A 15,425-nucleotide genomic window follows, 5' to 3' on the forward strand; every position below is an offset into this window, starting at 1 on the left:
TCGGGTTCTGCTGTCTACACCAACCATGACACCCCAGCTTTCACCTCACCGACCACGCGCACCTCGGTGTCGATGAGAGCGAAGTCGATGTCTCGTTCCCTCCCGCCTTCCGGGGTGATGCTGTACTCGCGTGGAAAATCGCGACACCCGCGTCCGATCGCGCCCTGGATGCATGCTTGTACAACACGCTCATACAACTCACCCTTGGTCACTTTTTTCCTCTTGAGTGGCCCCACCCGGGCGTCGACGATTGCCAGCAGGGGCCGCTCTAACGCAAAGAGCAGCAGATCCCGTGCAGGAATCAGGCCGTCGGCGAAGCGCACCCACGGTTGGGTGCGCATCTTGGTGCTGATGGCCATCTCGGCAAACGGCCGACCACCCAATGCGCCGGAATCGACGGCCATCAACACGGCTAGCGCCGGGCTCTGATCGTGTGGGATCAGTGGGTCACCGTCGTTATGGTTTCGCACCGTGGTGAAGAGTCGTTCGACGTTGTCGACCGTCAACTCAGGCAGCTCGGCAGCGAACGCGCAGTCGTCACTTACGATGCGGGCGATCTGGGTGGCAATCGCCTTGCAGGCCCAGTGGTATCTGATCCCGACCGAGCTGATGCGCTCAACGAACTGCCGTTGGGGCATAGCGCCCACCGACAGATCCCAGTGCGGGTCGCCAGATACCGGGACCTGGTAGGAACCCTCGTGCAGCTTTGCCGCACACCATTGGGCGGCGTTGGTGAAAAACTCGTCAACGTGCTGTTGATCGGTCGATGTCCCCCGGGCCGCCACTGCCAGCACCCAGCGCATCCGATCAAGGCCCTTGATGTGTTCGAGGGCCGCCCGGGTGCGCGAGTCGATGTTGTACCACTGAGTGATCGCGGCCTGGGGCGATAGGAGCCCGAGCAGTCTGTCACAGTTCGCGGCTGCGCTCTGCGCGGCCTCGGCGAAAGCATGAGCCGCCGGCCCCGTCGGTTGTTCCGCCGCTGTGGGGGCACCGGCCAGCTGCGCCTTTACGTGTGCAGCGCGTCTTTGATGCTGGTGCCGCAGGGTAGATGGCAGATACGCCAGCAGTGGGTCATTCATCACCACCGAACGATTTCACAGATCGAGATCGGCTACGTCGCTACTGCGGTGGTGTGTCGTCTGGGTGGTGGCGGTGTCGCGCCACCGGATGTGTTGGCCGGTGGCGCGGGTGCGGTATTTGGTTCGTAGCCGGTGGCGTTCGGTCACGGCGGCGGCGACGTCGTCAGGCAACTCGGTGGAGTCGAGTCGTTCGGCTTGGATGAGCAGTGGGTCGTTGTCAGGGTTGTGGATCTCGCGGGCGATGGGTCCGGCTGCGGTGAGGGTTTGCGACCAGGGCAGGTCGTGGTGCAGCAGTGACAGCAGGGCCGCTGCCGGTTGGGGGTTTTGGGTGCCGCGGTTGTGGAGCAGGATCAGGCGAGCTCCACTGGTGGCGGCGTGCTGCGCCAGGTCGGCGAGTGCACCGGGGTCGGCTGAGGCGGCGTCTTCGACAATGATGCTGTCCGCGGTGCTGTGGTTGGTGTGTCCGTCACGGATGTGTTGGCGTAGTTGATCGATCGGAGTGTGCTCGTCGGCGATGGTGGGTGCGCCGGCGGTCGCGGTGATGCTGTTTTCGCCGGTGGTGCACCACAGGATGTGGTGGTTGTTGGCTGCGGCGGCGGTGTGCAGTGCTCGCATGGCTGCGAGGGTGTCGGTGGGGTCGAAGACGGTGACGGCGGTGACCGCGGAGCTTTGGCGGGCCAGGCGGGTGACGGCGGCACTGGTGGTGGTGTCGAGGCCGGCAAGGGCGGCGGCACTGGGGGTGAAACCGCGTTGGCGGCGGTTGTCGTCCGCTGCTCGTAGCACCGCCAGTTCTGTCTGGAGCGCATCGGAGCGCCCAGCGATGCGCTCGGCGTTACGAACCTGGGTCTTGGCGAAGGCCAGGGCGACGCTGGTCTGCGCGGACGCCAGGTCATTGGCGAGTTGCATGACGCGGTTGCGGGCCGCGGTCAGGGCGGTGATGTCGGCAGCGGCGGCGTCAATGTGGGCGGCGTCGATGTCGGCGGCGGTGATGATGGCTTCACCGGGGGCGGTTGCTGCGGCGCGGGCGGCCATTGCTGTGGTGAGTTCGTCGCGGAAGCGTTCTGCGGGTGTGGTGGCGGGCAAGGTGAGCTTGGCGAGGTCGATATCGGCTTGGGCGGCGGCGATGTCGAGCGGGTCGGCGTCAGGCTGGTTAAGCAGGATGTTCAACCGGTTTTGGTGGTGGCCGATAAGGTGGTGTGCGGCTTGTTCTGCTTCTTCGGCGTCTGCCCAGCGGGACATGACGTCTTGGACGGCGGCCAGGTGGGGTCGGTCGGCGTCGGCGCGGGCACGCAGGCCGGGTAGGTCGGCGGCGAATGCTTGGGCCGCGGGTCCATTGCCGGCGGTGACCTGGTGGCGCAGCGTGTCGTAGTCACTGACTGCGGTGTCGTACTGAGTTCGGAGTGCGTCGATGTCGACGGGTGTGCTGCGGCGAGCGCGGCGATCAGGTGGGGTGCTGCTCAGGTCGTCGAAGTCGAGGCCGGTGAATGCGGGGTCGGCGGACTCGTAATAGTCGAAGGGCAGAGTTTCGGGGTCGGCAGGTGGGAGGAGGGCACCGCCGTAGCCCAGTCCGAGTAGGTCAAGCAGCGCGGCGTCACTGGGCGGCTGACGTCGGGCCGACGGTGGCTGCCACCAGTCGGCAGCGGCTTCCGCGGCGGCAGCTTCTTCCTCGGTCGGTGGTTCATCGTCAGGCAGCGGAATGTCGTGGTCGAACGGGTGTTCTGCGGTGAACAGTTCGATGGTGTAGGTCAGCAGCCGTGCGTACTGATCGACGGTGACCGGATGTGCGGGGTCGTCGGCATCACGTAGGTGTTCGCTGGCCAGGTGCAGCAACTCACGTGGGGTCCAGCGGGCAGGGTCAGCGTGGCCGATGGCAGCGACCAAGCCGGCGAACGCCGGGTCAGCGGCGATCGTTTCGGCGGTGGCAGTACCGAATACGGCCACGAGGTCGCTGAGCCAGGGCGGCCGCAGATGCCGGTCGCCTTCGAGTGCAGCCGGTTGCAGGCGACCGGCTAGGCGCCACCAGAGGGCGGCGGCCGGCATTTCGTCGGGCAGCGGCTGCTCGGTGACGGAATCGGTCAGCAGGGTGCGCACGTTGGCGCCGCTGCGGGCGACGGTGGCCAGATGTGTCGCAAGGTGCGGCCAGTACGGGTCGGTTGCAATGCGCGGATCGAGTTGGTCGACCAGTGTTGTGTAGCGGGCCAGGGTGTTGTCGGGTTTGCCGAGCAGGCCGGTAATGGCGTGGTCGAGGCCTTGTTGGGTAGCGCTGTCGCGCACAGCGTGTTGGGTGGGGCCGGTCAGGCGGGTGTCGGTGTCGTCGACGTTGTGGGCGGCACGGAATACGGCGATGTCAGCGACCAGGTCGGCGGGTGCCTTGGCGGCGAGTAGGGGTTGCGCCCAGCGGGGTGCGGTGGTGGTGTCCCAGGTTCGGGCGGTGTCGCGTACCTGGTTGGCGAGGTTGAGGACCAGGGCGCCGCGGGCTTGGACGTAGGTGAGCCAGTCGGTGTGCTCCGCCAGGGCTGGGGGGATGCCCGGCAGCCAGGGCAGGGGGCCGTTTTCTTTGCGGTGGGCCGCACCGGGGTGCAACCGCCAGCTCAATACCGCGGCGGGGTCGGCGGCGTTGGTCAGCCCACCGGTCGCGGTGGCGGTGTTCAGGGCGGTGATGGGGTCGCGGCCGGCAGCTGCCAGCACGGCCAGCTGGGCGCGTAGCACCGCCCAGCCGCCGGTATCGGTCAAACCGGGGTGTAGGCGTTCGGCTTCGGTGGTGATGGCGGCCAGGACGGTCGGGCCGGCGTGGTGTTCAGCCATCGCTCCGAGGCTGTGCTGATACATGGCCGCAGCACCGCCCAGGCGCAGAGCCGGGTCGGCAGCGGTGTGCGCGGCGGTGGTGGCGGAGGTTTGCGCCCCGTCGCGGGCAACGACCCGCTGCAACACTTCCATAGCGGTGTCGGGGTGGATCGCTTTGGGGGTTAGGGCGTTGTGGGCGTCGGTTTCCCCGGTGGACAGGTAGATGTGGTTGGCGTCGGTGCCGCGGGTCAAGGCGGTGTAGAGCTGTTGGCGGGACAGGCTTTCCGTCCCGACGACGTGGCAGGTGCCTTCTTGGGTGCGCGACCCGATGGTCATGCCTTGGGAGGCGTCGATGGTGGCGGCGTAGCCGAGCATGGTGTCACGGGCCACGTAGTCGGCGGGCAGGACGGTCTTATGCCCGGTGTCGAGTTTGGTGACGGTCAGCGCCCCATCAGCGTGTACGGCGACCACTTGCCACCGGTAGCCGTTGCGCACAAAGTCCCGTCCGCCACCAAGGCGCAGGCGCCGGTTGTTGCGTCGGGTGACGACGATGTCACCGGCGGAAACCGTCAGTTGGTCGGCGAGTGTGGTGGTGCGCCCGTCGCCGATGCTGTCGGGGTCAGCGCGCAGGCGGTCGAGGCGAGCCCGCTGGTTGAGTGCGGTCACCATGTCGTTGGTGGGGGCGAGCATGGCGGTATCGACGCCGCGGGCCTGATCATCGGCCCAGGCTTGGTAGGCGGCGTCGAGGATGGTGTCACCGGAGCCGACGTGGATGCGTCCGGTGTCGGCGTAGAACGCCAACCCGGTGGGGTCGCCGTCGCGCAGGGCCAGTCCGGCGTGGGCTTCGGCGCGGGATTTGAACCGCATCACCTCGGTCAGGCGTACCGCGTCGTGGGTGCGTTCGATGTCGCGCAGCACCCCGCCGGCGGAGATGGCGGCGAGCTGCTGGTCATCACCGACCAGGCGCACACTGGCACCGCGAGCCAAAGCGACACTGATCACCGCGTCGAGCTGCAAGGTGCCGGCTTTACCGGCTTCGTCGACGATGATGAGCGTCTTGTCGTCGATCGCGTCGAACCACACCCGGGCCGGATCAGCAGCATCAGGGTTGTTGTGTAGCCAGATGAATTTGTCGATGGTGTCGCAGTCGGAGTTGATGTCGTCACGCAGCAGTTTGGCCTGGTTGGCACCCGGGGATAGCCCCAACACGTGCCCGCCGGATTCCTCCCAGGCACGTGCCAACGCCGCCATCGCCGTGGTCTTGCCCGCCCCTGCCGGTGCTAGTGCTAGTTGCACACGGGCACCCGAGCAGGCCAGTTCCCGCACCAGGGTCTCTTGGCCGGTGTTCAGTGCCGTGCCACGGTTGGCGTGGTGTTCGAGCAGAGCCAGCGCAACGTGGGTGTCGGTGGCGGCGCGGCCGTCGCGCTGTCCGGCGGCGGTGATAATCCGCTGTTCGGCGGCGAGCATCTGGGCACTGGTGAACAACTGGGCGCCGTGGATGCTGTAGACGCTGGCACCGTCGCGGCGCCGCAACGCTTCGGGTTCGCCGAGTTCGGCATCGGTCACCCGGGCGTGAGCATGACTCAACGGTGCCGATAGGGCCGTCTTGGTGACCTCGGTGGTGATCCGGTCCAGGGTTTCGGTGTCGGTGGCCAGGCCGGCGGCCCGCACTTGGCGGTGCGCTTCGGCGTAGATGTGGGTGCGTTGCCACACCGACCGGGATTGGGCCACGGTGGCCACCACCGCGTGGGCCAGCGAGTCAACGTCCACGGTGTGCGCGTCGCCCGGTGTCCGCGGTTGGTAGACGTCGGTGAGCATGGTGGCGATGTCGCCACCGTCGGCGAAAAACTCAACGGCTTGGGTGCGCCACTGGGCGCGCTGCTCGGCCAAAGACCGGGGTTCATGTTTGGCGGTGCGGGTCTCCAGGGTGGCCTGCTGGTGCATGGCGATCGCTTCGCGCAGGTCGGGTTCGCGACCATAGTTGGCTTGGAACGCTTTGGCCAGGTCGGTGTAGCGGGCGGCGATCGCGGTGCGGCGACTGGAGAACATCTCGCACAGTTGCGTGGGTATCCCGTCGACTTCGCGTACCGCCCGCTTGCCGCGTTGCCCGCCGGGACGTTCGCTGAAATTCAGGCCCGCGTCTTGGACGGCGTAGGCCTCCAGGCGGGAGTTGTAGAACTCCGATGCGGCCACTCCACTTTTGAATGTTGCCCGCCCATCCAACGCCAGCCAGTGCCACATTCCGGTTGCATCTTTGCCGCGAACCTTGTTGGACACGGCAACGTGGGTGTGCAGGTCGGGGTCACCGGCGCGACTGTCGCGGTGGGTGAAAGCGGCAGCGATCAGCCCTTGTGTGTCAACTTGCGCGACACCGTCGGTACCGGTTCGGGTGAACGCCGCGTTATCTTCCAGCCACGCCACGGTGTCTGCGACGGCCTGGTCATGGCACTTTTCAAGTGTCTGCGCCAGCTCCTTGGGTGCTAATGCCCATAGCACGGAAAACGATTTCACCGGGCTGAATGTGTAGTCGTAACCGGCAACCGAGGTCGTTTCATCGCGTGACTGGCGGGCAATGAAACCGGTCAACTCGCGTGCGTCTGCCGGTTCCCGACCGTACTGTTCGGCGAACATATCGCGTGCGATCTTGGTCTTGAACTGGTTGCGCAGTGTCTCCTCAACCGGTTCGTTCCACTTGAGACTGTTGGCGAGGTTGTGGTCTCGGTATGCCACAGCTAAACGCCGATGAAGCTCCGTAGAAGCCTGGTTGATGACGAACGGTCGGCCGAGCTTGACCAGGTGATCTGCCCCGGCCCGTTTGAGTTCCGTTGCGGCCTTTTCACTGATTGCGTTCGCGTTGGGGTGCAAGCCCAGTCCGAACAGTGCAAGCATCTGAGCTTCCGTTACCGCAGTGTCAGGTCGGACTTGCCACAGTCCTTGCTTGTCGAGGTCTGCCCAGCCCTTCGGGGCGCTGGCGAATGCCGCCAGTCCCCGGCCCATCCATCGGCCGGGCGATTCGCCCTTCTGGCTGTAGTAGTCGCCAAGCTCGGCCCGTCCACGGTGTGTTGCATCACCAGCGGCCACCTGCCGGGTCAGGTAGGTATACCCGTCCCCGGCGGTGAGCTTGTGAATGCTGACCGTCATGACTGACAACCACCTGCGCGTCCGGCTCGCTCAACCTGCCTCGATGCGGCCAAAATGCCCGCCTGGACTGGATAATATCAGCTAAGTCTCTTTTTTTCCACCTAAATGCAAGAGGTGTGTGGTGCAGGTTCTGAGATTTTTGGCGGCTGACGGTGAATCGAGAGGTTTGGGGGGTGGTGCGTGACGGGCGGTGGTGGGCTGGGCTGGAGGGTGCTGTGACGGTTCTGGGTCGCTGTGGTGAGTGCGCGGTGGATGGGCTGCTGGGGTGTGGTCGTGTGGTGGGCCGGCGCCGGCCGCGCGCGCCGCCAAGCTGCGCGATCGTTCCAAGTCCGATGTTGGCGCCGGTCGGGGTGTTTCAAGCTGTGTCGTTGTGTGTTGGGGTTAGAATCCGTTGCATGGATACGACGACGAGTCGCAAGCGTGCGCGTCAGCGTGTGTTGGAGCAGCATCGGGCGGCGGTGGCCGAGCGGGCTGCACGCGAACGCGAGAACATCAAGGATCTGACGGAGTTCGCGGTCCGCTCAGCGCAGGCGGCCAAGGTTGACGACTGGTTGGCGAAGAAGATCGCTGAGGCAACACAGTCGGCGGAGAATCGACGGCTTCGGCACCTGGTGGCAGCCGGGCGTGCTCTGCACGCAATGCGGGCGCGGGGGGAGAGTGTCGCATCGGTAGCAACCTCAGCGGGCATCACCCAGTCGCGGGCACGCGAATTGCTGAAGTTGGCCGGCGGTGAAACTGACGGTACGGCTGCGGGGCCATCGGATGCGGACGTGGCGGGGGATACCTCGGGTGGGCACGATGACGAAGTCGTCGGGACCGAGCTGGGCGCGGTGGGCACCGGGGAGGAATGAGTGATGGGCACCGGGTGGGCAGTCACGGTTGTGTGCCCGGTGCTCGCCGGGTGGGCACACAACCGTGACTGGGTGTCGTTAGCGGCTGCGGTACTCGGCCAGGAGTGCGTCGTAGGTGTCGGTGGTCATGGTTCCGAGGTAGCGCAGGGTTGCACCGGGGGACTGGAGATTCAGACCGGCGCGGGTGCGGGCCTCGGCGACGTCGGGCGTCTCACAACGGATCACCGTGTCTTCCGTGGCGAAGGTGGCACTGCCCGGGTGGGCGATGTGCCAGACGTGGTGGGTTCGTTCGACGGTCATGGTGGGATCTCCTTCTTGGTTAGGCCGCCGCGTGTGGGGCGGGGTCGGTCAGGTGCAGCACGTCGTCAGCGCTGGCGATCAGGTGGGCACCGTCGCGCAGCAGGACATGACAACCCAATGATGCGGAGCTGGTGACGGGGCCGGGTACGGCACCGACGGGCCGACCGAGTTCCTGGGCGGCCCAGACGGCGGCGAGTACGCCGCTGCGCAGCCCGGCCTCGACAACGACCACCGCGGACGCGAGTGTGGCGGTGAGCCGGTCGCGGGCGACGAATGCGCTACGGACGGGCCGGGCACCAGGCCGCGTTTGACTGAGTAGCAAGCCGGTCTGGGCGATTCGGCCCAGGAGTAGGTGGTGGCCGGCCGGGTGGGTGACGTCGATGCCGCAGGGCAGCACGGCGACGGTGGTGGCTTCGGCGGCCAGGGCGGCGCGGTGCGCGGCCGAGGCGATGCCATACGAGGCGGTGCTGAGGACGGTGTGGCCGGCGGCGGCGAGTCCGGTGGCGAGGTCGGTGGTGACGAGTTCGCCGTAGGCGGTGCTGGCTCGGGTGCCGATGATTGCGGTCGCGGTGGTCGCGTCCTCGAGGCGGGCCGGGCCGTGCGCCCACAGTGCGAGCGGTGCGTTGGGCACTGCGGTGAGGGTGGCCGGCCATTCGTCGTCGGCTGGGGTGATAAGGCGCCCACCGAGGGCGTCGATGGTTGCGAGGTCCGCGTCAGCGGTATCACGCACGTCGAGGGCCTCGCGGCGGACTCGGTCGGCGGCTTCGGTGATTCCGACTGTGGCGACGAGGTTGGTCAGTGTCGCTGCTGGGGTGGCGGTGTCGGCGAGGCTGGCCAGGTATGCCCAGTCGCGGCGCTCGGCGTCGGGGATGGTGTGGTTCATCATCGGGCCCTTTCGTGGGATGGGGGGCTAGTTGTTGATGGTGCGTGTTAGCGCCGTGGTCCGTGTTTGGCGACGGTGTGGAGCAGGTCGGTGATGGTGGTGGGTGCGGTCCCGATGGAGAGGGCCATTTGGAGGAGCTGGCCCATGTGGGGCAGTTCGTGGCCGATGGCCTGGGCGTCAGTGGTGGCGGTGTCGAGGGCGATCCCGACTCGCACCGCGTCGGCTGCGGCGTAGTAGAGCCCGGCGGCAATGACGAGTGCCATCACGCGGGCGTCGCCGCGGAGTTGGTTGGCGATGGTGGTCCAGACGACGGCTGCGGGCCGGGCGTTGTCGGCACCTGCAGCGAAGATCTGATCGCGGACGGCGACGTTGGTGACGATTGCCAGTCCGACCCGGGTGGGCAGGTCGGCGGCGGCGGGCGCGCCCTCGACCACTGCAGCGAGCTCGTCGCCCAGACCGGGGTCGATGGAGGTGTCAGTTGCTGTCGGCGCAGCGGTGGTGGGCAGGAATTCGGCTTCGACGTCTTCGCGGGTGGCGTGGATGCCGCGTCCGGCGTACACGGCCTCAGCGCTCATGGTGGAGTCACGGTAGTCGGCGGTGGGGCCGGTGGTTCCAGTGATGAGTTCGGCCCACCGGGCACCGGGTTCGAAGGATTCGGCGACGATCATGGCACGTACGGGGATGTCGGTGTCGATGAAGGCCTCGCTGAGCGCACGGACGATCGCAGCGGTGGTGCTCAAAGCGTGCGTGCCGCCGATGGCCACCACGTAGACGCTGCTGAACTTCTTCGATGTGGCACCGATTCGCTGGGGCATGGCCGCGATTGCGGCGGGGGTGTCGTCGAGCGTGAGGGCGGCGCCGCACGCGATGTACTCGCCCAGGATGTCGGTCGTGCTGCGCTGGGTGAGTACGGCGATGATGCGGTTGGTCGGCACATAGCCCATGAGGGCCGGCAGTGCTGCGATGACACCGGCAGGGGTGCTGATGCTGTGGTTCACAGTTGTTCTCCATCCGATTGCTGTATCATTTAAGCTGGTATCATTGCTAATACCATTGAATGACGGTAGGCACCATAGTTTCGGCAGAGTTTCCGAAAGCCCGTTACGGGACTACATCGGCGAGGCCAACGAAGGCGACCCACGTGTGTGTGGAACATTGCAGCCTGCGTCGCCGCGTCGCCCAAGTGGTTGGTACAGGTCTCAGCAACTGGTCGGCCCCAGGCTTGGACCACCACGCTGGGCGTGCCCGCAGGGGAGCGTGCGCCAGCCAGCGGCGCTCACCGTGCTCAAGAGGGTCTGAGCCTGTCCGCCATCACAGCGATCCGCGGCCGTTTGCATTGGATACCCACGAGGTTCGCAACCTGCGATAATGCCGGTGGAGGTAGGCCATGTTTGAGGATGCGCTGGAAGGACACTTGGTTGCACATGGCGGAGGCGTGGTGCTGCCCGAGGTATTGGACTTGCTGGTCTACGGACGCGTTCCCACCGGACAAGCGCGCTTAGACATGGCGTATCCGACGCCAGAGGATCCGAACTGGGTGTAGCTCTGTCCTGCCGCAGGTAGTAATGGCAAGCCAGTTGTGTCATGATGGCGGGATGGCGGCCGACAGATTTCAACGCAGTGGCCCGCACCTGGAACAGGCCATGACGGTGCGGGTACCGCCAGGTCTGAAAGATGACGTGCGCAAGCTGCTCGACGATCACGACCGAGAATTGCGCGCCTTCGTGGTGGCGTCCCTGCGGGCGTTACACGATCAGCCCGAGGCGTTCCTGGCGTACCTCAAGCCCTATTGGCCAGAACCGCGCCTTCGGGGCCGGCCGCCGGCATCGCCACGTAAGGCATCGACCTCTAGACAAGACGGGCACTGATATGGCAGGGGAGTCGGGCTCAGCGAAATCCTCTATGTACCAGCAACAGCCGCATTCCGACGACGAGATGATTCTGTTGCGCGTGATCGGCAAGCGGGTCGAGTTGTATAGGGAACTTGCCGGTATGTCCCAGCGGGAGCTAGCTGAAGAATCTGGCGTCGGTCGGTCAAGTTTGCGTCAGATCGAGCAGGGGGTCCACAATCCGCGCCTGCTGACTCTGGCTCGGATCGCCCAAGCCGCCGACACGACCGTCGCTCAACTACTTGAGCCACCTGCCGGCACCGGCGACTGATCTGAAAGATGGCAGACGACACCGCGTCGTCGAGGTCGCGGGCGGTAACCCATGCATTCGCGGGCGGTCGGATGAAGTTCAGGTCTGCGGCGTTGATTTGCGCCGGGGCGATGGGCGCTCGAGGTCCTTGAGTTGTGCGCGGTAGGTTTCGGCGACCTCATGGGCGGCCGTGAGGGCCGCGGTGAGGGCCTGGGCGCGTTCCTCGGCGATGTGGGTGAGCTGGGCAACCTGTTCGGCGTGGGCAGCTCGCTGTGCGTCGCGCTCGGTCTGGAACTCGGTGCGCTGGCGGTCAAGTTCCTGACGGATCGCAGTTAGGGCCTCTCGGTCAGACACTGCAATCTGTTGGACCAGGCGGGTCTCGGCGGTGGCGGTCGCCAACTCCACCCGGGCCGCGGTCGCGGCGGCCGCCGCGGCACCGGCTTGACTCCGGGCTGATTCGACGTCTGCGCGCAGCTGTGTGATCGCGTCTGCGGCCTGAGTTTCGGCTGCATCGAGGGCGGTGCGTGCGGCTGCCGCGGCAGCACGGGCCTCGGTGGCTTCGTCGCGGGCCTGCTGGAGCTCTGCTTGGTGTTGCGTGGTGGTGGCGGCGTGCTTCTCGTTGGCGGCGGCCAGTTCGCTGCGGGCCTGGGTGACCTCGGCCTCGGCTGCGGCCTGCACCTGGTGGAGCTGCGCTTGAGCGGCGTCACGGATTTGAGCGGCCTCGGTGAGCGCATCGGCGGCAATGGCATCGGCTTCGGCGCGATCGCGTTCGGCGTGCTCGGCGCGTGCGGTCGCGGCTCGGGCGATGCGTTCGGCGTCGGCTGCGCGGCGTTCGGCGTCGACGACCTTGGCCAGGGCGTCGCGGTGGGCGTCTTCGACTTCGGCGCCAGCTGCCTCCAGGTCGCTGGCGGTGCGCAGCGTGTCAAGGAGTGCATCGAGGTATCGGCGCTGTTCGGCGAGTTTGTCGGGTAGCTCGGTGAGGTGCTGTTCGAGGGTGGCCCGGGCCAGGGAGACGGGCGCGGCGACACCGGGCGGGTCTTGGGTGTCCACGGTGGATTGCTGAGCCTGACGCGCCTTCCAGGCGGTTACCCGGTTGTGCACGGGACCACCGTCGTCATCGGCTTGTTCGCAGTAGCGGGTCGGGCGGCCGGTTGTGGGATCGGGCCGGCGGGGGCGTGTGCAGCCGGGGTAGGTGCAGGGTTCCCGGGTGAGATCCATTGCGGGTGTCTCGCTCATGTTGGCGACGATACACGTTACGTCACTAAGCAGAACGTAACGGAACTAAACTAGTCGAAACGGAACGGAACGGAACGCAATAAACTCGGTGTGCGCTGGGTCCCGATGCCGTCGGTGCAGGCCTGGGGTGATCGGCAGGCAGCGCCGGCGACGGCGACCGGGCAGGCCGCGGTCCAGCCCCGGCTGCGAGTGTGCGGACGGGGTCACCAGGTCAGTAACTGGCCGCTGTGCGCGGGTTCCGTGGCTAGTTGTGGTGTTCCACCACGTTGGTTACACGGGCGACTCTCCTGGGCCGGCCGCCAGATGCAACATTCGGTGTGGATTTTCTACCGCCGATGTTGCATTCGCAGATCGACCGGATTGGGTGTTGCCTTCGCGCCAGGACGTTTCGAAGCAGTCGGTGCCGTTGATGACGCACGGGCAGTTTGCTGGGTCACCGTCGTAGGACCAGCCGAACCGGGTCAGTGTGGCGTCGATCTGATTAACCAGGGCGGCTGGCAGGGCCGGTCCGGCGCAGATGAGTTCGACGGCGGCGAAGCTGGTGGCCGCGGGCTGGGTTACCCATTGCTCGGCTGGGACGAGGTCGAGGCCCCAGAGGATGCGTGCGCCCTCCCCTGCGGTGCGGAGGCGTGCCACGACGGATGCGAGCATGTCGAGTTCACCGGGTCGGTGTGGTCCGAATGCGTTGGGGGCGTGGGTGATCCACGCTGCGAGGTCCAGGCGCGCCCATAGACGTAGGAGTGCGCCGTCGGGGCTTGGGGCGCAGCCCGGTTGTGGTGGCCACATCGGGAGGCCGGCGGTGACCGCCTGTGCGGTATCGAGGCCTCGCCGCAGTGCAGCGGGAATGTTGAGCGTGTTCAGGTAGTGGGTGAGGAGCTGCGGGGCCAGGCGCTCGGGGCGGTCAGAACCGGTCACTGTTGAAACCTCTGGTTGCGTCGTGTGGCACGTCAGTTGGTGCGCAGGCGGTCGGTGACGCGCCACTGAACGGCAGCGAAGTCGTCGGGGGAGAGGTTGTCGATGACTGGTCCCCAGCCGCTGTTGGCGTCGAAGTGATCGTGCAGGCTTGAGAAGTCGACGACCGGTGGGATGTGGCCAGCAGCGACCATCGCTTGGATTTGGTCGATGATCTGGGCAGCCCAGGTGTCGATGCAAAACCAGTAGTTGATCGTCTCGCCGGTGGCACGTTGGATGCGGTCGTGGCGGACGTGTGCCCAGCTGATGAATCGCCGGCCGCTGGCGTAGCGAACTCGGGCCAGCGGGTAGTTGCCGAACTCGGTTGCGCTGTCGAATAGACGTACCGTTGCGACGAAGACCGGCCGGGTGTCGGTGGGATTGTCGGGATGGTAGATGGTCACCGAACCTGTCCTTACCTGGGCGTATGGGTGTCAGTGGGCGGCTTTGTCGGCGATGTGCTGATCGTAAACAGCGTCACTGACACGTTCGCCGGTCACGATGCGCTCAACGTCGGCGAGGGTGTAGCCCTGCCGGGTCAGGAATTGGAGGTACTCGAAGGTCGGCACGGTCTGGTGGTGGTAGGCGCTGCCGCGCCAGGCGTCTTTGGGAAGTGCGGTCTCCAGCGCCCCGCACACCATGCCCAGGATCAGCATCTGTGCTCGGGCATCGCCGGTGGTCTCCACCGTTGCGGTGGCATCGCGCATGATCACGTCTTCGGGCAGGTTGAGCAGGTTCGCCGCGATCGCCTGGGTGCGGTAGTCGGCCAGCAGGTTTGGGCAGCGGGCCAGCACCGTCGCGGCGAAGACGCTCGCACCGGCTGGTGGGGTCTTGCGTGCCAGCAGGGTGGTCACAAACGTGCGTCGCACTCCTTCGGCTGCCTGGCCGAGCTTGTTGAGGGCGAGTACCTTGCGGCGCTCTCGTGATTCGGCTTCGGCGCGGTCTTCGGCGGCTTGTCCGTCGGTGGCGCCCGTGCTGGAGGTGGTGCCGGTGGTGCTGTAGTGGGCGGGCATGGTGAGGCCGGCGGCGGCAACGTCGAGGCAGTAGTACTGGGTGGCTTCGAACACCAGGGCCTCGGTGAGGGTGTTGGGGTGGCGTTTCCCCTGGGCGGCGGGGGTGTCGGTGTCTTCGGCATCCCAGTCCACGTCGTTCTCGTCGATGATCTGGCCGGTCTGCGCGTCGGCGTATCCCGTGTAGCCGGTCAGGGTGACCGCCCAGTGCGCGGGCGTCAGGGTCATCTCGTCGGGGTCGACGCGCTCCCCATCGGCGGTGCGGAGCCGGTGGTAGCTGACGTAGTTGGGGTCATCGAAGGCCGGTCGATCCTCCAGCACGGTATAGCCGCGTTCGGTCCAGTCCACAACCGCCTTGGCGTAGGCGGCTTGCTCGATGCGCTCCTCGCGCAGCTGGGCGACGACGTGGACGAACCGGGGGTCGCCGGATGCGCGGCTGAGCCTGTCGAGGGCACCGGGCATGTCCTCGAATTCGGCGAATGCGGCGGCTTCCTCCAGGGTCAGCTGGCCGTTGTCGAGGGCCGCGAGGGCGGCGTCGCTGCGCGATGCTGCTTGTGCTGCGGTGACGGTCTGCTTCTTCACCGACAGTTGCTTGGCGACCTTGGTGATCGACAGGCCGGTGGTCAGCATTTCCTGGATGCCACGGGCGCGTTGGGCGTCGGTCAGGTCGTGCTTGTGGTCGTTGGTGACGATCTGCTGGGCGATCCGCGCGGCGGTGTCCTGTGCGGTGTCGCTGATGTCGTAGGGCTGCACGCAGACCGGCACGGTGGCCAGGCCGACCTGGCGTGCGGCGAGCAGGCGGCGCTGGCCGTCCCGGACGATGACCTCGGTTCCGCCGGGCCGACGGATCGCCGCGAGGGGGACGATCACGCCGTGTTCGGCGATGCTGGCGATGAACTGCTCGCTGAGGGCGGCGTCGTCGCGCACGTTGGTGTCGAGGACTAGGGCGTTGGGGTCGAGGTATTCCAGGACTCCGGTCGGTGCGGTGATGGGTTCGGTCATGGTGTGGCCTTCCTCGAACGGATAACTATAGTGGCTTGCCATTAATACT

General features: G+C 66.5%; 12 protein-coding genes. 3 read left to right on the forward strand and 9 right to left on the reverse strand.

The annotated features are described in order from the left end of the window. Positions 1-14: 14 nt before the first annotated feature. Positions 15-1,085 (reverse strand): hypothetical protein, encoded by a 1,071-nt coding sequence (locus KIH27_RS18490; protein WP_214094435.1) that lies wholly within the window; start codon positions 1,083-1,085, stop codon positions 15-17. A gap of 9 nt (positions 1,086-1,094) precedes the next feature. Beyond that, a complete protein-coding gene (mobF, locus tag KIH27_RS18495; protein ID WP_214094436.1) occupies positions 1,095-7,004 on the reverse strand; it encodes a MobF family relaxase in 5,910 nt (1,969 codons plus the stop codon). A gap of 395 nt (positions 7,005-7,399) precedes the next feature. Between mobF and KIH27_RS18500 the strand changes: the two genes are divergently transcribed. Further along, complete coding sequence (locus KIH27_RS18500) at positions 7,400-7,855, forward strand: hypothetical protein (RefSeq protein ID WP_214094437.1); 456 nt, start codon at positions 7,400-7,402, stop codon at positions 7,853-7,855. Positions 7,856-7,933: 78 nt separating this feature from the next. Here the strand turns inward: KIH27_RS18500 and KIH27_RS18505 are convergent, their stop codons facing one another. Genes KIH27_RS18505 through KIH27_RS18515 form a run of 3 tightly spaced genes read right to left on the reverse strand, consistent with a single transcriptional unit; the run spans position 7,934 to position 10,036 of the window. Beyond that, on the reverse strand, positions 7,934-8,155 hold the full coding sequence (locus tag KIH27_RS18505) for a hypothetical protein (protein ID WP_214094438.1): 222 nt from the start codon (positions 8,153-8,155) through the stop codon (positions 7,934-7,936). 19 nt (positions 8,156-8,174) lie between these two features. Then, complete coding sequence (gene dprA, locus KIH27_RS18510) at positions 8,175-9,041, reverse strand: DNA-processing protein DprA (protein WP_214094439.1); 867 nt, start codon at positions 9,039-9,041, stop codon at positions 8,175-8,177. Positions 9,042-9,085: 44 nt separating this feature from the next. Next, a complete protein-coding gene (locus KIH27_RS18515) occupies positions 9,086-10,036 on the reverse strand; it encodes a DUF4192 family protein (protein WP_214094440.1) in 951 nt (316 codons plus the stop codon). A gap of 597 nt (positions 10,037-10,633) precedes the next feature. Between KIH27_RS18515 and KIH27_RS18520 the strand changes: the two genes are divergently transcribed. After that, positions 10,634-10,906 carry a hypothetical protein gene (locus KIH27_RS18520; RefSeq protein WP_214094441.1) on the forward strand — a complete coding sequence of 91 codons (273 nt, stop codon included), beginning with the start codon at positions 10,634-10,636 and terminating at the stop codon, positions 10,904-10,906. A 34-nt stretch (positions 10,907-10,940) separates the two neighbouring features. Continuing rightward, entirely contained in the window at positions 10,941-11,198 is a 258-nt protein-coding gene (locus tag KIH27_RS18525; protein ID WP_214094442.1) for a helix-turn-helix domain-containing protein, read from the forward strand. Positions 11,199-11,276: 78 nt separating this feature from the next. Here the strand turns inward: KIH27_RS18525 and KIH27_RS18530 are convergent, their stop codons facing one another. The 4 genes from KIH27_RS18530 to KIH27_RS18545 form a co-directional block, all read right to left on the reverse strand. Further along, positions 11,277-12,413: a coiled-coil domain-containing protein gene (locus KIH27_RS18530; RefSeq protein WP_214094443.1), complete on the reverse strand. Its 1,137-nt coding sequence runs from the start codon at positions 12,411-12,413 to the stop codon at positions 11,277-11,279. Between the two features lie 270 nt (positions 12,414-12,683). After that, positions 12,684-13,328, reverse strand: a complete 645-nt coding sequence (locus tag KIH27_RS18535) for a hypothetical protein (RefSeq protein WP_214094444.1) — start codon at positions 13,326-13,328, stop codon at positions 12,684-12,686. 32 nt (positions 13,329-13,360) lie between these two features. Continuing rightward, positions 13,361-13,768, reverse strand: a complete 408-nt coding sequence (locus tag KIH27_RS18540) for a hypothetical protein (RefSeq protein WP_214094445.1) — start codon at positions 13,766-13,768, stop codon at positions 13,361-13,363. 30 nt (positions 13,769-13,798) lie between these two features. Then, a complete protein-coding gene (locus KIH27_RS18545) occupies positions 13,799-15,376 on the reverse strand; it encodes a ParB/RepB/Spo0J family partition protein (RefSeq protein ID WP_214094446.1) in 1,578 nt (525 codons plus the stop codon). Positions 15,377-15,425 lie beyond the last annotated feature (49 nt).

The organism is Mycolicibacter acidiphilus (assembly GCF_018455725.1).
Classification (GTDB): Bacteria; Actinomycetota; Actinomycetes; order Mycobacteriales; family Mycobacteriaceae; genus Mycobacterium; species Mycobacterium acidiphilum.